This is a genomic window from Helicobacter sp. 23-1046, assembly GCF_053654635.1.
The window spans coordinates 246,715-270,315 of sequence record NZ_JBSIUS010000001.1; the positions used below are offsets into that span (position 1 = coordinate 246,715).

The following is a 23,601-nucleotide window of genomic DNA, read 5'->3' on the forward strand; positions in this document are numbered from 1 at the left end:
GTAGTAAGTTGGTGTCATTTTAAGACAAAATAAAAGCAAAGTATATTCCGCAATTAAGGGATAATGAGGCAGGGCTTATACGCCCTAAATAACATAAAACGCCTTGACTTTTATAGAAATTTAGCCTATAATCTCACTCTTTTTTGTTCCGGATTAGCTCAGCGGTAGAGTAGGCGGCTGTTAACCGCTTGGTCGCAGGTTCGAATCCTGCATCCGGAGCCATTCTTCTTAATTATCATCATAGGCTTTTTGTGTTGTTTTTAAGAGATTTACACGGAGTATGGCGCAGCCTGATTAGCGCGCACCCTTGGGGTGGGTGAGGTCGTGGGTTTGAATCCCGCTACTCCGACCATTCTATCTCGTGCTACACAATCCAATCTAAAATTTATGATTTCTCAAAGTGGATTCTCGGGTCGATGAGCACATAGACTAAGTCGCTGATAATCCCAACAATAAGGGCCAAAAAAGTAAAAATATACAGCGTGCCAAAAATAATAGGATAATCACGATTTATCACACTCTCATAGCCCAAAAGTCCAAGTCCATCAAGACTAAAGATAATCTCAATAAGCAAACTCCCGCTAAAAAACATTCCTACAAACACCGCAGGGAATCCGCTTACAATCAATAGCATTGCATTGCGAAAAATGTGCCCGTATAAAACTTGCGTTTGGTTCGCCCCTTTAGCGCGTGCGGTTTGCGTGTAAGTTTTGTGGATTTCTTCTAAAAAGCAGTTTTTACACAGCATACTAAGGGTAGCAAATCCCCCGATAGAAATACAAAACACAGGCAACACGAGATGATGTAAGTAATCTAACACTTTATCTAGCGGGCTAAGATTCTCAAAGTTATCACTCACTAACCCACGCAATGGAAAAATATCAAAATAACTCCCACCAGCAAAAAGCACAATAAGAAAAATCGCAAATAAAAATGAGGGAATGGCATTGGCAATGACAATGACAAAACTTGTGCCTATATCAAACGCAGAGCCGTGCTTAGTGGCTTTTAAGATTCCCAGCGGAATGCTTATAAGATAAATAATAAGAGTGCTAAACACGCCCAAAGAAATACTTACAGGAAGCTTTTGGATAATAATATCAACCACATCGTTTTGTTGATAAAAACTTTGCCCAAAATCAAAACATAGATAATTTTTTATCATTTCTACATATCGCTCTAATAGTGGCTTATCAAAGCCATACATTTTTTTAATCTGCTCGATTAGTTCTGGCTCTAAGCCCACAGAGCCTTTGTAAAAATTTTTTTGCGCGATGGCAGATTCTGCTGGTTTATTGAGGTTTTCGATTTGAGCAATAGTGCGCTCCACAGGACCGCCCGGAGCGAGCTGGATAAGCGCGAAATTAAGCGTTAAAATCCCTAAAAGTGTGGGAACAAGGAGAAATAAACGCTTACAAATATAGCCAAGCAAAATTTACTCTTTTGGCACTTTATCTTTGCATTTGAGGCATTCATATATTTCTTGTTTGCGGAGTTCTCTCTCCACCATCGCTCCTCCACATTTTTCACATTTTTTTTCTATGAGAGGATATTTGCTTAAAAAAGTGCATTTTGGGTAATTCCCACAACCATAAAACGCCCCGCGTCTGCTAAATCGTTTGATAAGTTCACCACCACACTCTGGGCATTTTACACTAAGAATCTCTTTTGGTTTTTGATTGAGTGGTTTTGTGTTTTTGCACTCTGGATAGCCACTACACGCGATAAACTCACCCCTTTTGCTAAATTTTTTCACCATTGGTTTGCCACATTTTTCACACACTTCATTAGTGAGGTTTTGTTCTTGGTTTGATGATGGTTTGATATATTTGCATTTAGGATAGCCACTACACGCGATAAACTCACCAAATCTTCCATTGCGCTGGACAAGCTCTTTGTTGCATTTTGGGCATAGCTCACCTGTGGGGATAGCGATTTTTTGGCTAACGATGTTTTGCTTGCCTTGCTCTAATTTCTCCATAAATGGCTCATAAAACTCCCAAAGCATAGCATTCCAATCCACTTTTTTGCTTGCAATATCATCAAGCCTATCTTCTAGCGAGGCTGAAAAAGAACTATCCACAATTTCATTAAATGCCCCCTCAAGCATTTCTATGACTTTAAACGCGCTTTCTTGTGGGATTAGCGATTTTTTTTCATTGATGAGATATTCGCGGTTAAGCAATAGTGAAATAGTCGGCGCATAAGTGCTGGGGCGTCCTATGCCTAAAGATTCTAAAGTTTTAATAAGGCTTGCCTCGCTAAATCTCGCAGGTGGCTCAGTTTGCTTTTTGTGCTCTTTGATTGAAGTAGCCACAACTTTATCATTTTGTTTAAGTGCGGGCAATAATTCATCTTTGTCCTCTGTGCCTAAAATTTTATAGAATCCATCAAAGAGTAATCGCCTGCCATTTGCCTTGAATTTCATATTGCACTTAGCATTGCCAAAGAGGATACTTTGTGATTCAAATTCTGCATCGACACTTTGTGAGGCTAAAAACCTTTCATATATGAGTTTGTAGAGTTTTAATTCTTCTGGTTTTAAGTAATTTTTAGCGATATCTGGTGTGAAATCTAAGTTTGTTGGGCGGATTGCTTCGTGTGCCTCCTGCGCACTTTTTGACTTCGTAGTATAGGTTTTTGGTTTTGGTGGCACATATTGCTTGCCAAAAGCTTTTTCTAAAAGTTTCCTTGCTGCGCTTTGTGCTTCTTTGGCTATATTAAGGCTATCAGTTCGCATATAGGTAATCACCCCTGTTATGCCGTTGTTTGTTTGCACGCCTTCATAAAGCCTTTGAGCGATACTCATAGTGCGAGATGGGCTAAAGCCGAGCTTGTTTGAGGCGTTTTGCTGGAGTGTTGATGTCATAAATGGTGGTGGCGTAGGCGTTTTTTTGGTTTTTTTGGCAATTTCAAGCACCTCATATTCTTGATTTTTTAGAGAATCAAGTATTGCTTTGACTTGTTTTTCATCTTGGAGAGAGAGTTTTTCTAACGCTTTTTCATAAAACACAAGCTCAGATTCTATGGTGTTGCCATCTTTGGTTTGAAAGGTGGCGTTAATGATAAAGTATGTAACACTTTTAAATGCTTGAATTTCGCGCTCTTTATCAATTACAAGTTTGAGGGCTGCGCTTTGCACGCGTCCAGCACTTAATCCACGCGCGATTTTTGAGGAAATAAGATTGCTGAGTTTAAAGCCTACGATTCTATCAAGCAATCTGCGCGCTTGTTGCGCATTGACTTTATCCATATCAATAGTGCGAGGATTATCAAGGGCATTTTGTATTGCGCTTTTGGTGATTTCGTGGAATACTATACGCGGGAAACTGCCTGCATCAGCATCGAGCGTTTGCGTTATGTGGTAGCCAATCGCTTCACCCTCTCTATCCTCATCGGTAGCGATATAAGTAGTTTTAGCTTTTTTAGCTTTTGTTTGTATTTCGGAGACGATTTGTGCGTGGTCTTTGTCTATGGTGTATTTTGGGATAAATTGCTTTTGTTTGACTTCGATACCCAAAGTATATTTAGGCAAGTCGCGTATATGTCCCTTAGAGGCGATGACTTCATAATCTTTGCCTAAAAAGTTTTTGATTGTCCGTGCTTTTGCAGGAGATTCTACAATGATGAGATTTTTCATTATATGCCTTAAGTTTTTATTTGATTCTTTTTTAGCTCAATTCTCAATTATGGAAACATTGTCATTTGGCTTACAATCCATAGTTTTAAGAATCTAAAAGGCAAAATTCTAGCACACTTCACGAAAATTTTTCACTAATTTTTTCATTTATTTTTGGAATAGCTTTTGCTTTTTGGCTCAAGGGATACAACTCTAACTTCAGTCAAAAAGGATACTTTATGAGCTTTAAGATTAACACCAACATTTCCGCGTTAAATGCGCACACCATAGGGGTTATGAATAATAGAGCCCTTCACAACTCTTTGGAAAAATTAAGCTCTGGTTTGCGGTTAAACAAAGCCGCTGATGATGCTTCTGGTATTGCTATTGCGGACTCTTTGCGCTCTCAAGCCGAGAGTCTTGGGCAAGCTGTGAGGAACGCTAATGATGCGGTTGCGGTTATCCAAATTGCGGATAAGGCAATGGATGAGCAATTAAAAATCCTTGATACCATTAAGACAAAAGCCGTCCAAGCAGCACACGATGGACAGAGCACAGACACTAGAAAGGCATTACAGAGTGATATTTTGCGTTTGTTAGAGGAGCTTGATAATATTGCTACTACCACAAGCTTTAACGGACAGCAAATGCTTTCTGGTGCGTTTTCAAATAAAGAATTCCAAATTGGTGCATTTTCAAACCAAAGTATTAAGTCATCTATTGGTCCTACGAGTTCAGATAAAATCGGGCATGTGCGTATGGAATCAAGCTCAATCACAGGTAAAGGCGTGCTCGCTTCGGCTGCGGCAAGCTCCTTGACTGAAGTAATGTTCCATGTAAAAGAGGTCGATGGAAAAAATAGCTATGAGTTAGAAACGGTGAAAATTTCCACTTCAGCAAATACAGGTATTGGTGTGCTTGCAGAAGTGATTAACAAATATTCCGACACACTTGGTATGCGTGCGGCGTGGCAGGTAATGGGCACAGGAAATATCCCTGTGCAATCAGGCACGGTGCACGGACTTGTGGTAAATGGTGTAACTATTGGTTCGATAGATGAAGTGCGTAAAAATGACTCTGATGGACGCTTGATTAACGCATTTAACTCGGTAAAAGAGCGAACAGGTGTGGAGGCTTGGACTGATATTTCTGGGCGTTTGAATCTAAGAGCCACAGATGGAAGGGCAATTTCAATACGCACCCAAAGTGCTACGGGTAAAGTGTTTGGTGGTGGTAACTTCGTGGGGATTAGCGGGACAAAGCACGCTATCATTGGTCGTTTGACACTTATTAGACAAGATGCGCGCGATATTATTATTAGCGGTATGAATTTTAGCCATGTGGGATTCCACACAGCACAAGGAATCGCACAATACACCGTGAATCTGCGTGAGTTGCGCGGTGAAATTGGTGCGAATGTGGCTTCAGCGTGTGGTGCAAACCCAAATATTTCATTTAGAGAAATTCACGCTGATGGTATCGGTGCGGGTGTTACGAGTTTGCGTGGTGCGATGGTGGTTATGGATATGGCAGAATCTGCGCGTATGTTGCTTGATAAACTTCGTGCGGATATTGGTTCTGTGCAAATGCAGCTTATTGCTACCATCAACAATGTCTCGGTTACGCAGGTTAATGTTAAAAGTGCGGAATCTGTTATCCGTGATGTGGATTTCGCTGAGGAATCTGCGACTTTCTCTAAGCATAATATTTTGGCACAGAGCGGAAGTTTTGCTATGGCACAAGCAAACCTTGTCCAGCAAAATGTGTTGCGATTGTTGCAATAGCATAGAGATTCCATAATTTTTATGGAATCTTAGAGGTTTTTACAATGGTGGATTTTTTTGAGCGCAATATTACCGCGTTACAAAAAATCTCTCCCACACTTTGCAAACGATTAAAAGAAGTAACTCCAAATGAATCGTATGAGGTCTTTACCACGAGCGATTCTATCAATTTCAACATTGTTCGCATAAGCGATTCTACCCCGATTTTTCTGCATTCTCCCATTGAAGAAACAAACGAAAAAATAGCACAATTTGCGGAGTTTTGTCATTATCCATTTTTGTATTTTTTTGGGCTTGGCAATGGCGTGTTTTATAAAGTGCTTACACAAAATGAGAATCTTAAAAGTGTGGTTGTCATCGAGCCAGAGATTGAGATTTTATTTATTGTGTTGCATTTGCTTGATTTTTATGATGATATTTTAAGCAAGCGCATAGTGTTTTTAGATTCCAAAAGTAGCTACCAAGATATTTTGCAACTTTTTATCAAAAATAAACACGCTAAAATTTACTCCAAACTTTACAATCTGCATATTTTTAATCCATTTTATGAGCATTTTGCCACTCAAAGTGTAGAGTTTAATAAACTTTTTGTGCGTGCAATTCATCATTGCGTGATGAGCGTGGGGAATGATAGCAAAGATTCTATCGTGGGTATTGCACACCACATTGCTTCATTGCCTGAAATGTTGCATTCACCCTCGCTTATCACACTTATTAAAGAGATTCAGCTTAAACGCTCCCAAATCAATGCAAACAATGAGGGCAAAAAGGCTGGTTCTACCGCAGTGATTGTCTCCACAGGTCCAAGCCTTAGCAAGCAGTTGCCACTTTTAAAGCGTTATCAAGATTATATTACTATTTTTTGCATTGATGCTTCATTCCCCATTTTAGCGCGCGAGGGAATCGTGCCTGATATTGTGTTTTCTCTAGAGCGTGTGGATTTAACCGCGCAATTTTATGAAAAAACCCCCAAATCCAAGCATAAAAATGTCATTTTTGCCATTACTTCAATCGTGCATAAGCGTTTAAAAGACGCACTCAATGGTGATTTAGTGCAGATGAGTATGCGTCCTTTTGGCTATACGGCGTATTTTGGCTTTAAGGAATATGGATACATTGGCGTGGGACTAAGTGCAGCAAATATGGCGTATGAAATGCTTGTATATTCGCGTTTTTCACGCTGTATTATCATAGGTCAGGATTTGTCCTTTGGCAAAGATGGGAGCTCACACGCACAAAATGCCGTGTATGGCGAGCGCGAAATTAAGCCATTAGAAGAAGATTCCCAAAAAGTGCTCTTGCCTGCTTATGGTGGAGAAGGTTTTGTGGAGAGCACACCTATTTGGAAAATGTTTTTAGAATTTTATGAGACAGACATTGCCCAAACGCCTTATAAAATTGAGGTAATTAACGCCACAGAAGGTGGGGCTAGGATTGAGGGAACAAAGGAAATGAGCTTTGAAGAAGCACTTTTACCCATTGATACAAGCCAAAAAAAGCAACCTTTGCATTTAAGCCCACCAGATTCTCAAACAATACAAGAGAATCTGCAAAAAGCCCACCAAAAAACACAGGAATTTATCGATTTTGGTATTGAGAAAAAAGCTAAGATTGAGGAAGTTTTCTTAGAAGTGGCGCATTTATGCGATGAACTAGAGGAGGCAAATAAAAGCAAAGATTTGGAAAATATCGATTTTAATCGTGTTGAAGACGCGCTTAATCACATACAAGAAATTAAGGATTTTTTTGGGGATAATAACTTTACAATGTGCTTTAATGATGCGATTCAATCTTATATCGTGCATCAAGAAATGGAGATTGCAAAGATTATCGTTGGTGTGGCGCGAGATGAAATGGCACTTAAAGCCAAACAAATAGATTTGCTTTTTGCACATAAATATTGGCTTTTTTCGCTTGCTGGTGGGATTGATAGTGTGATTTTTGTGGCGCAAAAATCTTTTGATGAATGGAAAGATTCTATCTCAATAAAAAAGGAGTAAAAATGGACTTAGATGAAATAAATTATAGCTTGTGGTGTGATTTTATCCACAGGGATTTTTTGCATAATGGCTTTGGTGCGTTGCTTTCTTATGGCGTAAATGGTGCGACAAGCAATCCTAGCATTTTTGCTAACGCGCTTCAAAGCCAATCCTATAAAAAGCGCGTAGAAAAGCTAAAACAAGAAAATAGCAGTATGAATGCTAAAGAGATTTATGAGAATCTTGGTTTTAATGATATTAAAACAGCAGCACAAATCCTCACACCACTTTACAACAAAAACCAAGACAACGGGTATATAAGCATTGAAATCGACCCATTTTTGTGTGATGATGCGCCCAAAAGTATCGATGAGGGCGTGCGGATTTTTCAAAGCATAGGCAAGCCAAATGTGATGATTAAAGTTCCAGCTACGCAGGCAGGATATGAAGTAATGAATGCTTTGATAGCAAAAAATATCCCCGTGAATGCTACGCTTATTTTTTCCCCAAATCAAGCAAGCCAATGTATGCAAGCCTTTGCCCAAGCAAGAAAGGGGAACTCCGTAGCGCGGGGCGTGGTAAGTATCTTTGTATCTCGCTTCGATAGGGCATACAATGCGATGCAAGAGGCAAAAGATGAGGTGAAAAATACGCTCGGAATCGCTAATGCCAAAAAATGTTATAGTATTATCCAAGACTTTGATGACAAGTTTTCTCGTCCGCTTTTTGCTTCTACGGGAGTGAAGGGCGATGATTTGCCAAAGGATTACTACATTACCTCGCTTATTTTGCCAAAAAGCATTAACACCGCACCGCTTGATGCGCTACAATATTTCGTGCAAGAGAGGGAGGATTGGCAAGAGCAGGTTGTAGATTCTAATGTCCAAAAAATTCTTAGCCTTGTTGGCGAAGAGAATTTGACGCAAATGTATAATACTTTGCTTGCAGATGGAGTGAATGCTTTTAAGCAAAGTTTTGAAGAAATGCTTGCAAAATTATAGAATCTTTACGCATTTTTAAGGCTTTGCAAGAAAATTTCACTACAATGCAACTTATGCTATAATCGCGTTTTGCGTTGTGGTTAGAGTAAAAATTAAGGAGAAAAAATGAATACAATAGAGGGAAAACTCAAATTGCGTGGTGATGAGCGCATTGCTATTATCGGTAGTAGATTTAATCATCTTATCACAGATAGACTTATTGAGGGGGCGAGAGATTGTTTCTTGCGACACGGAGGCAATGATGAGTTGTTAGATTTAATCCTTGTGCCGGGCGCGTATGAAATCCCATTTGCCTTGCAAAAGATTCTCTCACAAAATACTTATGATGGAATCTGTTGTCTTGGTGCGATTATACGCGGGGCAACCCCACATTTTGATTATGTAAGTGCGGAGGCGACAAAGGGCATTGCCAATGTTACACTTAAGTATGGCGCAGCAGTTACTTATGGTGTGCTTACCACAGATAGTATCGAGCAAGCTATCGAGCGTGCTGGCACAAAGGTAGGCAACAAGGGATTTGAGGCAATGGCAGGGCTTATCGAGCTAGTAAGCCTGTATGAGAGTCTTGGCGTTTAAGGAGAGACAATGGCGACAAGGTCGCAGGCAAGGAGTGCCGTCATAGCAATGCTATACGCTTATGATGTGGGGAATATCAGCATTCTCACTCAAGCGCAGGGTTTTTTGGAAGAGAGGAAAATCCGCCATAAACAACAAGATTTCGCGCTCAATCTCTTTAATGGAGTGATACAAAAGCGCGAAGAGCTAGATTCTTGTATCAACACACATTTAAAGGAATGGGATATAGCGCGTATTGGTCGCATTGAGCATTCAATATTGCGACTTGGGAGCTATGAACTACTTTTTAGTGATACAGATGCGCCCATTGTGATAAATGAGGCTATTGAGCTTAGCAAGGCTTATGGTGATGATAATGCCCCAAAGCTCATAAATGGCGTGCTTGATTCTATCAAACAACTGCGAAAGCCAACTTAGTATGCCACAAGCTCAAGCATTCATTTTTGCAGGAATCAATGGCGCAGGTAAAAGCACATTGTATTATGATGAGCTTTTGCGTGATAAATCATTTGGGATTCGCATAAATACTGATGAATTTGTCAGTAGCTTTGGGAGTTGGAAAAATCCAAAAGAACAATTTAAGGCTTCTAAAATCGCCCTAAAACTTCGCCAAAATTGCATTAAAAAGCATTATGATTTCAACCAAGAAACTACGCTTTGTGGCAAAAGTATAGTGAATCTTTTTAGCGAATTGAAAACACAAAATTACGCTATTTCGCTGTATTATATTGGTGTAAATAGCGCGCAAATTGCTAAAGATAGAGTTAAAATGCGTGTTGCTAAAGGCGGACACGATGTGGATTCTCTTTTAATTGATAGGCGATTTACTCAATCTATACAAAATCTACTAAAAATCGCTAAATTCTGCGATAAGATTGTGTTATTTGATAATAGTGGTAGTGAAAAACAGCTGATTTTCAAATACAATAAAGCAAATGATTGCATTATTGATACAATATCGCGTGAAAATATGTGGATTTATAATAAAGCAAATCTGCTAAAAAGCGAACTTGGGATAGAAAATTTAAATAAATCAAGCCCTTAAAATTTCAATTATTGCCCTTAAGTTTAAACCACACAGATAATGACATATATCAAATACTAAATAAAGGCGTTAGAAATTTAGAAATAACGAGCAAAAATTCACTTTAAAGGAGGCAATTATGCCAAGCACTACTGAATTGATGAAGACATATTTATGCAAAAAGTTGCAGTTTTTAGAGACTATCCCCAAATGCTATCAGTAATATCGCCGTCATAGGACTTTTTAGATGATTTTTTGTCTTTTTCTTTTTTATCTTTTGTAAAACTTTTTTTGTAAAATTTACCTGATTTTTGTTGCTCGCTTTCATCAATGCTTAGTTTGTGCTCTAAGATAGCAATTTGGTCCTTTTTAAGCCCGATAGTCTTTTTGCAACAAGATTGTATAAAGTAGCTCAAAAGTTTTTGGCATAGCTTTTCCTCTGGCATTGTGCCTTTGAGGGTTTCATACATTTCAAGTGCATTTTGACTTATTTCAAGTGTGGCGATTTTGGAGAGAAGCGTTTGAGAATCCACCTCCACATCGTCCATTTCGCAAAGTTGCATTTGTGCTTTAGTGTTTTGCTTAATATTGTTAATCTCTTTAAACTCTAATGGCGTTGCTAGTGTAATCGCTACGCCTCTTTTGCCCGCTCTACCTGTGCGCCCAATGCGATGGACATAGCTTTGTGGGTCAAGAGGGATATGGTAATTAAACACATGGCTTACATCGCTTATATCAAGCCCTCGAGCAGCCACATCAGTAGCGACAAGAATCTCGGCATTATTTTGCTTGAAATCCATTATGACACTGCGCCTATCGCGTTGCTCCATATCGCCGTGTAATGCTAGGGCATTGAAATTCGCTTCTTTAAGGTTATTTGCTAGTATATCAGCCTCTTTTTTTGTGCGCGTAAAGATAATGCTTTTGTTTGGATTCTCTATTTCTAGTAGTTTTAAAATTGCCTCATTACGCTCGTTTTCGTTAATAATATAATATTTTTGTTCAATGTTTTGGTTGTTGATTTCTACGGGAGAAATTTTGACAAACTCTGGTTTGCGTAAAATTTTTAGCGCGAGATTTTTGATTGGCTCGGGCATTGTCGCAGAAAAAAGCAGTGTTTGCTTATTGCTTGGCAAGTAAGTGAAAATATGCTCTATGTCATCTAAAAATCCCATATCAAGCATTTCATCACTTTCATCAAGCACGACAACCTTTGGTGCGAAATCCTGAAGTCTGCCATTCATCAAATGGTCTAAAAGCCTACCCGGTGTGGCAATCATCACTTTTGGTTTGTATTTTAGCAAATCGCATTGCCGTTTTATACTTTGCCCACCATACATACAAATAGTCTTAATCCGCGCAAACTTTCCAATCTTTAAAAACTCTTCGCTGATTTGCATTGCAAGTTCGCGTGTAGGAGTGATGACGAGGGCTTCTATTTGTTTGTTGCGCCCGAGTTTGTTTAAAATAGGGATAGCAAATGCAGCTGTTTTGCCCGTGCCCGTTTGTGCTTGCGCTATTAAATCACTTCCTTTTAGCACAATGGGGATAGATTGCTCTTGTATGGGTGATGGCATAGAGAATCCCACTTCTTTAATGCCACGCAGTATGTGGCTACGCAAGTTAAAATCACTAAAGTTTTTGGTGGTTTTTTGCAGAGATTCTGCTTCGTTGCAATCACTCTGTATATCCAAATCGTGCTCTGGTATGTATTTATCTGTTTGCATTGCCTAGTCCTATAACAAAAAGTTTGGGATATTGTAGCAAAAACTTTATATAAAAATTCCAAAAGTTTTTATCTTTAGTTATAATGTTCTTGGCAGGCATTTTGTGCGTTATGAGAATCTATAAAATCTTATTGTCAAGGAGAAGAATTTGGAGGAGTTTTTGTATAGCAGTGTGTTTTACCAAGCTCCTTTAGTTGCGAGCTTTTTGGCTGGGATTATTACTTTTCTTAGTCCTTGCATTCTACCGCTAATCCCAGCGTATATTTCTTATATAAGTGGTATTTCTTTGGAGCATATCACACAAAACCCAACCAAACACCGCACGAAAATTATCCTTACTTCGCTTAGTTTTATCGCTGGATTTTGTGTGGTGTTTGTGGTTTTAGGGATTTTTGTGGATACTTTGTTAAGTGAGATTTTAAGCAGTGCGGTTTTTCGCATTGTTTCTGGGATAGTTGTGATTAGCTTTGGACTTCATTTTTTGGGAATCTTTAGGTTATCGTTTTTGTATAAGTTGCGTTTTAGTTTTAATATCACACCACCCAAAGGTAAGGTTTTATCGATATTTGCTCCTTTTTTGCTTGGAGTGAGTTTTAGTGCTTGTTGGAGTCCTTGTGCTGGACCCATACTTGCCTCAATCCTTGCGCTTGGCGCACTAAAGGACAATGAAGCATTGCATCTTATGCTTGCTTATTCGCTTGGACTTGGATTGGCATTTTTTATAACAGCACTTTTGATTGATTGCTCTCTTGGTTTTTTAGCAAAATTAAAGTCCTTTGTTCGCGTCATTGAAGTGGTTTGTGGTATTTTACTCCTCGTGCTTGGAGTGCTTATTTTAAGCGAAAAGTTAGATGAAGTTGTTGGGGTTTTAATGAATTTGTAAGCACAAACTTATTGTGAGTGTGCGAGATGGCATTTGTAATAGAGAATCTATTCTATTTTAAGTTTGAGATTCTCTTTATCAATAGAGATATTTCTTTGTGGGGCGTCATCAAAACTTATCATATCTCTGCCTTTTGGGAAAATATGTTCATAAAAAATCTCATTATGTCGTTTCCAAGAGCCCCTAGTGATAATCTTGGCATTTTGGAGTTCCTCATCAATGTGCTTAAGCTCCTCATTTTTTGCTTTTGCGGCATTTTGCACGGTGGCGATGCGCTCTTTTAAAAATTCAGCATTTTTTACTAAAGCGATATATTCTGCCATAGCATTTTTTATTTTTTTATCAATGGGTTCTTTAAGTCGCTTTTTTTCATCGATGATACTTTTTAGTTGCGCGACAATGGGTTTAGATTTCCTAATATTTTCGTTCTCTTTATTGAGGAGTTGTAAAAGTTTATTGACTTTATTTGTGCATTTTTGGATAAATTCATTGCTTTCTTCCACCACATTGCGGATTCCATAATAACAATCTGGCGAAATGTAGAGTTCGTTTTCCCCGCCTTCCACGCTTTTGATTTGCAATGTCCCACTAAAGTAAATTTTTGAATGCGAGTAAAGTTTGTTGATAGTGAGGTTTTGTGCTCGTATTTGTCCGCCTGTCGCAATGTCAATTTTTATGTTTTTTGCATCAAGGTTAGCCATTTCAGAGTTTTTGATTCTTAGTTCATTGGCGATTACCGTGCCTTTGACAAAGTCGATATTGCAAGTTTCACATTGCACAAAGGCACTTTGGTGGATTTGCCCGTGTATAGTTACTTCTTTACCGATAATACGGGCTTTTTCTCCCACAGAGCCCATAATGTCAATTTGCGTTGCTTCGATGACCATTCCGCGACCTACTGCGTCATCTTCTGGATTCTGTCCGCTTATGGTTACGACAATGTCCTTATTCACCCCTCCAAGTAAATGCCCGACATTACGCAAATTGACTTCCTTAAACTCATTGCTCTCAAACATTTTTAAGTATCCTTGCTTAACGCTTACATACCCCTTTTGCAAGGCAGTATAGGAGACATATTCATCTTTTTCCTCTTTGGAAAAAAGTTTTTCATCAAAGACAATTTCTCTAGCGATTTTTTCCTTAGGTTCTGGTGCTTTTTGCTCTGCTTGTTCGCTCTCTTTAGATTCTTTGGGGGCTTCTTGTTTTTTTGCTTTGTCTTTCTCATCGCTATCCCAATCATCATCGTCATCTTCGCTTTCTTCTTCTGGTAGAGAATAATCAAAATACCTCCCCTTAAGGTTTCGCCCACTTTCTCCCTCGCTCTCATAGCTTACGCGCAATATTTCTTGGTTTGCTTCCACTGCGTAAGAAGCGAGTCCAAGTGAAGTATTATTTTCTTTTTCCCATTGTTCTTTGGGTAAAAACTTCAATGTAGAGCCTGCTTTTGGCACATAGGCACTCGACCTCTCAAGCTCAAAAGTAATCTCTTCTTGCAATTCATCATTTTCGCATTTGTCTTGCAAGTTGAGTGCATTTATCTTTTGTGCGAGGTCTTCAAACATTTTTTGTCCAAGTGAAGCGCATTTAATTTGCTCCTCAGCGGTATCTGTTTGCACTTGGGAATCTGTAGAATCTGGCAATGCGCGTATTTCGCAAGATTCTCCAAAGGCACTTACATCACGCACAATGATTCCCAAGATTGCCTTTTTGCGTTGAATCTCTTCGTATAGATGTCGTATAAAAGCCGCTAAGCTCTTAATTTTTACCCCCTTTTTAAGTGTGAGGTAAAGTTTGTTGTAATGGGTGTTTGTGGAGAGTTCTATAAAACTTGCTAAATCCTCCTCTTCTGTGATACGAATGCTAATATCAAAGTCTTGGTGGAGGTTAAAATCTGTTTTTTTGTTGTAGTTTTCTTCGTTTTCTAAGATTTCGTGCGCTTCAGTTGCTGGTATAAGGGTAGAATCTTTCTCGGCAAAATCCTTATAAGTGTGAATCTCAAGTATATCAAAAGTAAGTCTATGGTAATCAAGTGCGTATAAATCACAAGTATTTTGCACGCTTTGCTCGACATCTTTGCAATTTCGCACAACCACTGGACGAAAACCTTGCATAACACTCCCTGTAAATGTGAATTTAATCATTGAAAAATAATTTTGATATAATTACATATTTTTGCTTAACTAATCGACAAACAAAGGAAATTTTTGATATTTAAGGCATTTTTGACTAATAGCTCTGGGATTTTATGCTCGCGCATTTTTGGATTCATTCGTGATTTGTGTATGGCTTCATTTTTGGGTGCTGGGGTATTGAGTGATATATTTTTTGTCGCATTTAAGCTCCCTAATCTCTTCCGCAGAATCTTTGGCGAGGGCGCATTTGTGCAAAGTTTTTTGCCGAGTTTTATTGCCGCGCGAGCTAAGGGGGCTTTTAGTGTTATTGTGTTTGTGATTATATGTGGGGTTATATTGCTTATAAGTTTGTGTGTGTGGGCGTTTAGTGGGGTTTTTACTAAGGCATTGGCTTTTGGATTCTCACCCCAGCAAATAGAGCTTGCAAGCCCTATCGTAGCGATAAATTTTTGGTATTTAGAGTTGGTATTTGTAAGCACTTTTTTAGGTTCACTTTTGCAGTATAAAAATTGCTTTTGGGTAAGCGCGTATAACACTGCATTGCTTAATATTGCGATGATTGGTGCTTTGTGGTTTGCGCGTGATATTGATGATATTAGGGCGGTATATATTTTAAGCTATGGAGTGCTTATTGGCGGAGCGTGCCAAATTGCCTTGCATTTTTATCCGCTTGTGCGATTTGGTTTTGGGCGACTTTTGGTTGTGGGATTGCGTGAGATTCTCTCAAGTAGGCGATATTTTAGAGAATCTCACACTAAAGATGATTTGCATTCACAAAACCTGCAAGCAAAAAACAATATCATCGCCTTAAAGAAGCGCGCCATACACATCAAAAATGATGTAAAAGCATTTTTTAAGCAATTTTTCCCAGCATTGCTTGGGAGCTCTACGGCACAAATTGCCTCATTTTTAGATACGCTTATTGCTTCATTTCTTGCAAGTGGCGCGATAAGTTATTTATATTATGCGAATAGAATCTTTCAGCTCCCTCTAGCCATTTTTGCCATTGCGGCTTCTAGCGCGCTTTTCCCCACTATTGCTAAGGCGGTAAAAAACGCCCAGCACAACGAGGCTTTAGGCTTAATGAAAAAGGCGTTTTGGTTGTTGCTTATTACGCTGTGTTTGTGTGTGGTTGGTGGGATAATGCTTAAAGATGAAATTATTTGGTTGCTTTTTGAGCGAGGGAAGTTTGAGCGCAGTGATACGCTAGAAGTGGCAAATGTGTTTGCAATGTATTTGGTTGGTTTGTTGCCATTTGGTTTGGCGCGGATTTTTTCTTTGTGGTTGTATTCGCATAAAATGCAGGGCAGGGCGGCGAAAATCTCGGCAATCTCGCTTTTATGCGGTGTAGGATTCTCACTTATTTTAATGCACCCACTTGGCGCAATGGGGCTTGCACTTGCCTCCTCGCTTGGTGGATTTTTGTATTTTATACTCACGGTGCGTGTTTTTGGGCTAAAGCAGTTGAGTTTAATGCTAAAAAATACCAAAGGCTTAGCTTTACTTGCTATAATGGTAGGTTTTTTAGTTGTGGTTTTAGGTGTGTTTAAGCATTATGAAAAATCTTTTGGAATCTTGGTCTAATGGGATTTGGTAGCAGTGTGCGAGCGACAATACAAAATATAAGGAAGTAGGAATGAAAATATTACTCTATGATTCTCAAAGTAGGCAAAAGCGCGAATTTGTCTCTATTGCACCCAATGAAGTAAGAATCTATGTGTGCGGTCCCACGGTCTATGATGATGCGCATCTTGGACACGCGAGGAGTTCGATTGCATTTGACTTGTGGCGCAGGGTGTTTCTTGCTAATGGGTATCAAGTAATGTATGCAAAAAATTTCACCGACATTGATGATAAAATCATCAACAAAATGCACCAAACCAATCAAACGCTAGAGGAACTTACTAATCATTACATTGAGGCATATTTGAATGATATGGATAGGCTTGGCGTCTTGCGTGGCGACATTGAGCCACGAGCCACACAGAATCTAGCGAGTATCCAAACAATGATAGAGGAGCTACTAAAGAGGGGGTATGCGTATTTAGGGCAAAATGGCGATGTGTATTTGCAAGTGCAAAAAGATTCTCAATATGGCGAACTTTCTCATCATAATGTGGAAAACACGCAAAGTCGTATCCAAAATGCTGATGATAAATTGGAATCTAGGGACTTTGCCTTGTGGAAAGGCTACAAAGGGCAGGGCGATGTGAGCTTTGAGAGTAGCTTTGGTGCTGGTCGTCCGGGCTGGCATATCGAGTGCTCTGCAATGATAGAATCTCACCTTGCTTATAAAGATAAAGATTTTGCGATTGATATTCACGCTGGGGGGAGTGATTTGCTTTTCCCTCACCACGAGAACGAAGCAAGTCAAACCCGCTGTGCTACCGATAGAGAGCTAGCAAAATATTGGCTACATAATGGCTTTGTCAATATCAATGGTGAAAAAATGAGCAAATCGCTTGGCAATAGCTTTTTTATTAAAGATGCACTTAAAGTCTATGATGGCGAGATTTTGCGTAATTACTTGTTAGGCGTGCATTATCGCGGTGTGCTCGATTTTAACGAAGAGGATTTGCTGAGCTCTAAAAAGCGACTTGATAAACTCTATCGTTTAAAGAAGCGATTAAAGATTTCTCAAAGCACACAAGAAGCGATAACTTCGCTCGATTCTAAACAAACCTTAGAATCGAGCGTATTTGGACGCATTGCAAAGCACGCAAACAATGAGTTTGTAACAAACTTTTTGCAATCACTCAATGATGATTTAAACATTTCAAAAGCCCTAAGTGTGCTAGAAGAAATGCTTAATGGCGCGAATGAATATATTGACAAATCTCCAAAAGATAGCGCGTTTATGGAAGTCATAGCGTATAACATCGCTTTTATTACACTCACTCTTGGCATTGGTGGCAAAGATGCGAGCGAGTATTTTCAACTTGGCGTGAGTAAGGAAGAGAAGCAAAAGATACAAACCCTCATCGCTCAAAGACTGCAAGCAAAGCAAGAAAAAAATTATGCCAAAGCAGATAGCTTGCGCGATGAACTCAAAGCAATGGGGATTGAGATTATGGATAGTCCGCAAGGCACGATATGGGAAAAGGTGTAGTTTATAGCGCCCTCAAAAATGCCTCTAATGCGTTGATTTCCTCTTCGCTTAAATTGAGCGGGCGCAAAATCTCATCGCTCTTTGGAAAAGGTGGATTATAAGTCCTGCCCTCTTGTGGCTCTGGCTTTGCCATACCGAAATTATACCCAAACAGCACGCCTCGCAAATGCGGGAAAAGCCCGTTGTGCATATAGGGCGCACTTTTTGCCACGCCACGCAAACTCGGCGTTTTAAACGCCCCCACATCGCTAGGATTTTTGGTTACCTCATATCGCCCCAAATCCTCGTATTTCTCACGCCCATAGAAATGCAAGCCAAGATTATGAAACTTCCCATCGCTAAAAGCTACGCTATTATGACAGTTGATACACCGCGCTTTGGTGCGAAAGAGGTGCAGTCCCCACACTTCCTCATCGCTTAGCCCCTTGCCATTGCCATTTAAGAATCTATCAAAGCGATTTTGCGCGGGCATTAGGCTTCGCTGATAAGTGGCGAGGGCTTTGGCTAGGAGTTCTTTTGTGATTTTGTCCGTGCCAAAGGCGATTTTAAAGAGCTCTTTGTATTCTTTGATTTTGCGGAGCTTTTTTGCGGCTTTATCGGCGTTATACGCCATTTCTAGCGGGTCGGCTATGGGAAAAAGGCTTTGAGATTCTAAATCCTGCGCCCTCCCGTCCCAAAATTTCTCTTTGCCAAACGCACTCATCGCCACGCTTGGCGAGTTTCTACGCCCTAGCTGTCTATTATGCCCATAGCTTACACTTCTCCCATCGGCAAACCCGAGCTCTTTATCGTGGCAATTTGCGCACGCGATTTGATTTGACGCTGATAATCTTGGCTCGTTAAAGAGCTTTTCACCCAAATCGCGCTTTTCTTTAGAGTAGGGATTATGCGCGGGGTAAGGTGGCGTTTTTGGCAAGGGTGCAATCTCTAAATGCGCGCGCACTTGCGCTTCTACTTCACCGCGCTTTTTAGAATCAAGTTCGTTTAGATTTTGACTAGATTGTAGCAAGCCTAACTGCCGTGCAAAATCCTCCACCACAGCCTCATCGATATGCGCTTTCGTCCATTTGGTAGAGTCCGCATTGCTATACATTTTGCGGAGATTCTCGATATGTGGTTTGGGTGATTTGGTGGCTTGAGTTTTGCCCTGTGCTTGCGCGACTACACCAAGCAAAGCAAACGCTACAAACGCTACATAGCAGATTTTAGACATTTTTTCTCCTTTGGTTTTTATCATTGTGAGTGCGATTTCTTTGTCATATTGAATCGTCATTGCGAGCAGATTTTGCATAAATCCGCATAACAATCCACACACGCTGTCATTGCGAGAATCTGCGTTAGCAAATTCGTGGCAATCTATCGTTATAAAATGCCAAAAAAAAACACACATTTGACAAAAACTAATAAATAGATTGCCACACTCGTTTCACTCGCTCGCAATGACAATAAAACCTACCCCCTTAATCCCCCTCCGCAAGGGAGTGGGACATAACTACATTGTCATATTGAGCGCGTAAGCGCGAAATATCTCTATTTACATTATTGAAGTTTTGAGATACTTCGCTTACGCTCAGTATGACAATGGTTTTTTGTCATTGCCACGCTTGTTTCACTCACTCGCAATGACGGAGTTTTTTTTGTCATATTGAGGGAGTGAAACGACCGAAATATCTCTCTTGTTATTTTTGAGGAGTTTTCTTTGTCATATTGAGCGTTAGCGAAATATCTCTATTTACATTATTGAAGTTTTGAGATACTTCGCTTACGCTCAGTATGACAATGGTTTTTTGTTATTGCTACGCTTGTTTCACTCACTCGCAATGACAACTTCTTAAAATTTATACCCCACCTGCACCCAAAATTGCCGTCCTAGCTCATATACAGGGATAGAGCTAGCAGAGGCAAAAGCCGTTGTGGCATTGCCATTTGCTAGTCCAAGTGTAGTCATATTTTGACTATTTAGCACATTATAAATATCGACATTTGCATATAGCGTTTGCCCCCTCCACATATCTACTTCAAAGCCCACGCGCATATCCCAACTAAAGCTAGGTTTGAAGCTATGCCTTGCGTATTGTGTCCCGCGAAATGTGGTGTCATACAAATTTGGGTGGCTCCTTTGGGTGATGACTATCATTTTATCATAGCCACTGCGAAATCTAAAAAAGTTATTAACCAGCCACTTTGTGCGCAAAATGCTAAAAGTATGCGTAGTATTCAGTCGTAGCGTAAAAGGGCGGGCGAAATTTTCCACAGGGCGATTGCGATAAGAAATAATCTCCCCATCATATTTTATAAGCGTGTTGTTGTAGTAGCTATCATCGGCGGCTTGAGGATTGTAAGTCCTAGCACTATGCGTGTAGTCAAAGGCAAGTAAATATTGATGTGAGATTCCATAAGTTTGCAACGGTTTAGTGTTTTGTAAAATCAGTGAGACAATATCGCTCTCACTTCGCCCGTCATTTGTATAGACATTATAGCCTCCTGTATAGCCACTAGGCACATTGTTGCCATTTGCGCTCCTGCCTTGCACGCGCATTATTTCATCTCTGCCCGCGCGATAAATGTATTTCACACCAATGCTAAAACTCCCAATTTCTTGCGTTACCCCAGCCATTAGTTCATCACTATATGGAATCTTTAGCTTACGAAACAAAAATGAGCTACTGCCTTGCTCTTTTAAATCCTCTCGCTCTACCCACGCACTAGGCATATTTGTCGTGGCGTCTAAATCACGCGTGTAATATCGCATAGAATCTAGCACCAAATCATAAAGCCGATAGCTAAAAATCGAGCGCGCATAGTAGCGATTTGCACCAAATGTGATTTTTGTCTGCCACTGCTTTGGCGCGGGAGTTATGTAGTTAAGCGAAAATCTAGGTGCAAGGCTTTGCTTGCTCATATAGCTATCCCCATCAAAGCGCAAGCCCAAGCGCGTATTTATCTCCCCTACTTTTCCTAAATCAAAATTTATATCATCTTCGACAAAAATCCCATAGGCAAAATTATCAAACTTGATAGAATTTACCCCCTCTTCTTGAAGGTAAGTAAAAAATTGCCCATTCCACCCAACTCCTGCGCCACCTAGCACCTTGCCACTAGAGCAACTATCTAGCCCTAAACTATCTGCGCCACAAGAGCCACCATTGAGATTTTTGATACTTTGATATGAAGTATTGCCTATGTAATATCCCCACGGACTTAAGAGATAATAGGGATTTAACCGCTCTTTATCAATGTATTGATAAGTCAAATCTAGCCCTGCTAAAACATTATGCGACATTCTCCAAAATCTAAATGGCTCAAAAGCCATATCTGCTTTATAATTTAGAGAATGTTGCAATTCGTCCATATTGCCATAGCCTCCCTCCATTGCGACATTGCTACCATTCATTGCCCAATTTTTATCCTCGCTATAATACCACCCACGATATACATTACTATCACTTGCACGAGAATGCTCCATAAAGCTATATCCTAATTGATTAGTAAAAATGCCCGCTTTGTGCCCCCATACAGCTTTAAGCCCCGCTTGCCAGCCCCCACTCTCCATCGCATAAAAAGAATCTCGCATAGCACTATTAAAATAAGTGTTAAATTGTGGCATATATGCGAGGCTTGCCTCTAGCGTGAGATTCTCTTTTGGATTATAAAATACCTTTGCATAGTAGTTATAAATTTCCCTGCGTTGGTCTTGCTTTTTGTCATAATCGTTGCCTTTATAGCGTGAAAATAAGCTTTGGTCATAGGCATATAACGGGATAAAACTCTGCGTGGTGTTAAAGCTTGCTATAAGCCCTAGATTTTCTTTGATATAGCCCTCCACACTAGATTTTATGAGGTGCTTACTAAATTGTGGTTGGTAGTTTTCATTGCTACTTGTGGCAAAAGTAGATTCTGCATTCTCGTGGATAAAATAATGCGTAAGTTTATCGGAGGTGTATTGATAGCTAATATTTGCGTGCCAACCATTGATACCACCATTATCTTTGCGAGGTTTGCGCACCTGTGCCTCCACCACGCCACCTGTGAACCCCCCATAACTTGCACTTACATTGCCATCAAGCACTGTGATAGATTCTAGCAGACTCGTATCCACTGCTAAGCCCTGACTTCTGCCACCGCGAAGCGTATTTGTGCCATTTGCAGTGGGATTATCCGCACTTCTGCCTATGGGGTCTAAATCATTATTCATATTAAACCCATCAAGTTGGAAATTGTTTTGATAAAACAACCCTCCGCTTATGGATATGTTGGCAGGGTCAATTTCTCCGGGCGTGGTGGATTTTAATTGAGAGTTATCAAACTGCACATTTGGCAAAATCTTTAAAATGCTTGTAATATCCCCATTCCCACTAGGATTAGAATCTAACATTTCTCGTCCAATTTGATTACCACTTTGATAGGCTTCAAATTCTCTCTCTGCCGTAGCAGTTACTTTGTCTAATTTGACTTTTTGCAAATCTTTTTTGTTTTCTACTTGATTGTTATCTTGTGTTTCGGGGGGGGGGGGGGTAATTGCACTCTTTGATGATTGCTCTAATTCATCGCTTAATGCAAAGCCACATAGCACAAATGCAACACTTAAGATTCTAGCGTTCATTATCAATTCCTACAAAATACAAAATAAAATTGAGGAATCTAACACATAAAATCTTAAATCTAGCTTAAATAATGAGAAATAATTTTATTATTTAAGTAGAGTTTTTAAGAATCTAGCCGATAAACTTCGCCATATCAAGGATTCTATTAGCGTAACCACATTCGTTGTCATACCACGCCATTACTTTTGCTAGTCCATTTGGTAGGGTGAAAGTCAAATCGCTCGCCACAATGCCACTATACGAATTATCGATAAAATCACTGCTCACACGGAATCTCTCATCGATTTGGAGGATTTTTTTCATTGTGCTTTTGCTTGCGTTTTTGAGTGCGTCATTTATGTCTTTAGCACTTGGATTTTTACGCAACTTCACGCTAAAATCCACCATTGAGACATCAGCCACAGGCACGCGCAAGCTATGCCCGTGTAATTTGTCTTTGAGGTTTGGGAGCACTTTATAGAGGGCTTTTGCTGCGCCTGTGCTTGTGGGGATAATGTTTAGTGCTGCGGTGCGCGCACGCCGTTTGTCGCTTTTATGTGCGTTATCGAGCAGGTTTTGGTCATAAGTGTAGCTGTGAATGGTGCTAAGCACACCAGATTCTATCCCAAATTCAGAATCTAGCACTTTAGCAATGGGTGCGAGGCAGTTTGTCGTGCAAGAAGCATTAGAGATAATTGGTTCGTTGTTATAGCATTCATCATTCACACCTAGCACAAATGTGGGCGTATCATCAATAGCTGGCGCGGAGATAATGACTTTTTTCACGCCCTTTACTAAATGTGTTTGCATTGAAGCATAATCTAAAAATTTCCCGCTTGATTCCACCACCACATCAGCACTGCTTAAGTCAAGCTCATTTCTAGGGATATTGCAAAAAAGTGGGATTGTTACATTTTGTATGTGAGGGGAGATTGCTTTAAACTCTAAGATTCCATAATGTTCATCTTTTGGCGTGAAAGTTACACTTTCAAATATGCGTTTATGCACAGAATCATTTTCTAATAGATAAGCGAGCATTTCTCCATTAGCAATATCGTGCAGTGCGACAAACTCGACATCACCGCGCTTAATGCCCTCGCGCACGATACTTCTACCAAGTCGTCCAAGCCCATTTAATGCAATTTTTCGCATTCTTTTATCCTTTTTAGAATCTAAAGGCGATA

General features: G+C 39.9%; 16 protein-coding genes and 2 tRNA genes. 11 read left to right on the forward strand and 7 right to left on the reverse strand.

Going from position 1 to position 23,601, the window contains the following annotated elements:
* Positions 1-147: 147 nt before the first annotated feature.
* A tRNA-Asn gene (locus tag ACWIUJ_RS01205) sits at positions 148-222 on the forward strand.
* A 52-nt stretch (positions 223-274) separates the two neighbouring features.
* Positions 275-352 (forward strand) — tRNA-Pro (locus ACWIUJ_RS01210).
* A gap of 33 nt (positions 353-385) precedes the next feature.
* On the opposite strand, the gene ACWIUJ_RS01215 is transcribed toward ACWIUJ_RS01210, so the two are convergent.
* Both ACWIUJ_RS01215 and topA read right to left on the reverse strand, forming a co-directional pair.
* The gene (locus ACWIUJ_RS01215) at positions 386-1,432 is read right to left on the reverse strand and encodes a microcin C ABC transporter permease YejB (protein WP_454152459.1); all 1,047 of its coding nucleotides are present in this window, start codon (positions 1,430-1,432) and stop codon (positions 386-388) included.
* Between the two features lie 3 nt (positions 1,433-1,435).
* The gene (gene topA, locus ACWIUJ_RS01220; protein WP_454168425.1) at positions 1,436-3,640 is read right to left on the reverse strand and encodes a type I DNA topoisomerase; all 2,205 of its coding nucleotides are present in this window, start codon (positions 3,638-3,640) and stop codon (positions 1,436-1,438) included.
* A 218-nt stretch (positions 3,641-3,858) separates the two neighbouring features.
* Between topA and ACWIUJ_RS01225 the strand changes: the two genes are divergently transcribed.
* From ACWIUJ_RS01225 to ACWIUJ_RS01250, 6 genes are all read left to right on the forward strand, one after another.
* The gene (locus tag ACWIUJ_RS01225) at positions 3,859-5,403 is read left to right on the forward strand and encodes a flagellin B (protein ID WP_454168426.1); all 1,545 of its coding nucleotides are present in this window, start codon (positions 3,859-3,861) and stop codon (positions 5,401-5,403) included.
* Between the two features lie 47 nt (positions 5,404-5,450).
* Positions 5,451-7,403 carry a motility associated factor glycosyltransferase family protein gene (locus ACWIUJ_RS01230; protein ID WP_454169709.1) on the forward strand — a complete coding sequence of 651 codons (1,953 nt, stop codon included), beginning with the start codon at positions 5,451-5,453 and terminating at the stop codon, positions 7,401-7,403.
* A 2-nt stretch (positions 7,404-7,405) separates the two neighbouring features.
* A complete protein-coding gene (locus ACWIUJ_RS01235; RefSeq protein WP_454168427.1) occupies positions 7,406-8,383 on the forward strand; it encodes a transaldolase in 978 nt (325 codons plus the stop codon).
* Positions 8,384-8,488: 105 nt separating this feature from the next.
* Entirely contained in the window at positions 8,489-8,959 is a 471-nt protein-coding gene (gene ribH / locus ACWIUJ_RS01240) for a 6,7-dimethyl-8-ribityllumazine synthase (RefSeq protein WP_454152463.1), read from the forward strand.
* A 9-nt stretch (positions 8,960-8,968) separates the two neighbouring features.
* Positions 8,969-9,376, forward strand: coding sequence for a transcription antitermination factor NusB (gene nusB / locus ACWIUJ_RS01245; protein WP_454152464.1), 408 nt, complete (start codon positions 8,969-8,971; stop codon positions 9,374-9,376).
* On the forward strand, positions 9,333-10,004 hold the full coding sequence (locus ACWIUJ_RS01250; RefSeq protein WP_454168429.1) for a zeta toxin family protein: 672 nt from the start codon (positions 9,333-9,335) through the stop codon (positions 10,002-10,004). The genes nusB and ACWIUJ_RS01250 overlap by 44 nt, the downstream gene beginning before the upstream one ends.
* Positions 10,005-10,183: 179 nt before the next feature.
* On the opposite strand, the gene ACWIUJ_RS01255 is transcribed toward ACWIUJ_RS01250, so the two are convergent.
* A complete protein-coding gene (locus tag ACWIUJ_RS01255; protein ID WP_454168431.1) occupies positions 10,184-11,710 on the reverse strand; it encodes a DEAD/DEAH box helicase in 1,527 nt (508 codons plus the stop codon).
* Positions 11,711-11,858: 148 nt separating this feature from the next.
* Here ACWIUJ_RS01255 and ACWIUJ_RS01260 point away from each other — a divergent pair, with 148 nt between their 5' ends.
* Positions 11,859-12,593 (forward strand): cytochrome c biogenesis CcdA family protein, encoded by a 735-nt coding sequence (locus ACWIUJ_RS01260; protein ID WP_454168433.1) that lies wholly within the window; start codon positions 11,859-11,861, stop codon positions 12,591-12,593.
* A 47-nt stretch (positions 12,594-12,640) separates the two neighbouring features.
* On the opposite strand, the gene ACWIUJ_RS01265 is transcribed toward ACWIUJ_RS01260, so the two are convergent.
* Positions 12,641-14,704 (reverse strand): hypothetical protein, encoded by a 2,064-nt coding sequence (locus tag ACWIUJ_RS01265; protein ID WP_454168435.1) that lies wholly within the window; start codon positions 14,702-14,704, stop codon positions 12,641-12,643.
* A 93-nt stretch (positions 14,705-14,797) separates the two neighbouring features.
* Between ACWIUJ_RS01265 and murJ the strand changes: the two genes are divergently transcribed.
* Together murJ and cysS are read left to right on the forward strand one after the other, a co-directional pair.
* Positions 14,798-16,309, forward strand: coding sequence for a murein biosynthesis integral membrane protein MurJ (gene murJ / locus ACWIUJ_RS01270; protein ID WP_454168437.1), 1,512 nt, complete (start codon positions 14,798-14,800; stop codon positions 16,307-16,309).
* A gap of 52 nt (positions 16,310-16,361) precedes the next feature.
* Positions 16,362-17,834 (forward strand): cysteine--tRNA ligase, encoded by a 1,473-nt coding sequence (gene cysS / locus ACWIUJ_RS01275; RefSeq protein WP_454168439.1) that lies wholly within the window; start codon positions 16,362-16,364, stop codon positions 17,832-17,834.
* A 1-nt stretch (position 17,835) separates the two neighbouring features.
* Here the strand turns inward: cysS and ACWIUJ_RS01280 are convergent, their stop codons facing one another.
* The 3 genes from ACWIUJ_RS01280 to gap form a co-directional block, all read right to left on the reverse strand.
* On the reverse strand, positions 17,836-19,224 hold the full coding sequence (locus ACWIUJ_RS01280; RefSeq protein WP_454168441.1) for a cytochrome-c peroxidase: 1,389 nt from the start codon (positions 19,222-19,224) through the stop codon (positions 17,836-17,838).
* Positions 19,225-19,665: 441 nt separating this feature from the next.
* Positions 19,666-22,437: a TonB-dependent receptor plug domain-containing protein gene (locus tag ACWIUJ_RS01285; RefSeq protein WP_454168443.1), complete on the reverse strand. Its 2,772-nt coding sequence runs from the start codon at positions 22,435-22,437 to the stop codon at positions 19,666-19,668.
* 112 nt (positions 22,438-22,549) lie between these two features.
* Positions 22,550-23,569, reverse strand: a complete 1,020-nt coding sequence (gap, locus tag ACWIUJ_RS01290) for a type I glyceraldehyde-3-phosphate dehydrogenase (RefSeq protein WP_454168445.1) — start codon at positions 23,567-23,569, stop codon at positions 22,550-22,552.
* Between the last annotated feature and the right edge of the window lie 32 nt (positions 23,570-23,601).

Excerpts from the sequence above, each read along its gene's own strand:
- ACWIUJ_RS01250 (WP_454168429.1), top strand. The coding sequence starts at position 9,333 with ATGGCGTGCTTGATTCTATCAAACAACTGCGAAAGCCAACTTAGTATG.
- ACWIUJ_RS01255 (WP_454168431.1), bottom strand. The coding sequence starts at position 11,710 with ATGCAAACAGATAAATACATACCAGAGCACGATTTGGATATACAGAGT.
- ACWIUJ_RS01265 (WP_454168435.1), bottom strand. The coding sequence starts at position 14,704 with ATGCAAGGTTTTCGTCCAGTGGTTGTGCGAAATTGCAAAGATGTCGAG.
- cysS (WP_454168439.1), top strand. The coding sequence starts at position 16,362 with ATGAAAATATTACTCTATGATTCTCAAAGTAGGCAAAAGCGCGAATTT.
- ACWIUJ_RS01235 (WP_454168427.1), top strand. The coding sequence starts at position 7,406 with ATGGACTTAGATGAAATAAATTATAGCTTGTGGTGTGATTTTATCCAC.
- ACWIUJ_RS01285 (WP_454168443.1), bottom strand. The coding sequence starts at position 22,437 with ATGAACGCTAGAATCTTAAGTGTTGCATTTGTGCTATGTGGCTTTGCA.
- topA (WP_454168425.1), bottom strand. The coding sequence starts at position 3,640 with ATGAAAAATCTCATCATTGTAGAATCTCCTGCAAAAGCACGGACAATC.
- ACWIUJ_RS01225 (WP_454168426.1), top strand. The coding sequence starts at position 3,859 with ATGAGCTTTAAGATTAACACCAACATTTCCGCGTTAAATGCGCACACC.
- gap (WP_454168445.1), bottom strand. The coding sequence starts at position 23,569 with ATGCGAAAAATTGCATTAAATGGGCTTGGACGACTTGGTAGAAGTATC.
- ribH (WP_454152463.1), top strand. The coding sequence starts at position 8,489 with ATGAATACAATAGAGGGAAAACTCAAATTGCGTGGTGATGAGCGCATT.
- nusB (WP_454152464.1), top strand. The coding sequence starts at position 8,969 with ATGGCGACAAGGTCGCAGGCAAGGAGTGCCGTCATAGCAATGCTATAC.
- ACWIUJ_RS01280 (WP_454168441.1), bottom strand. The coding sequence starts at position 19,224 with ATGTGTGTTTTTTTTTGGCATTTTATAACGATAGATTGCCACGAATTT.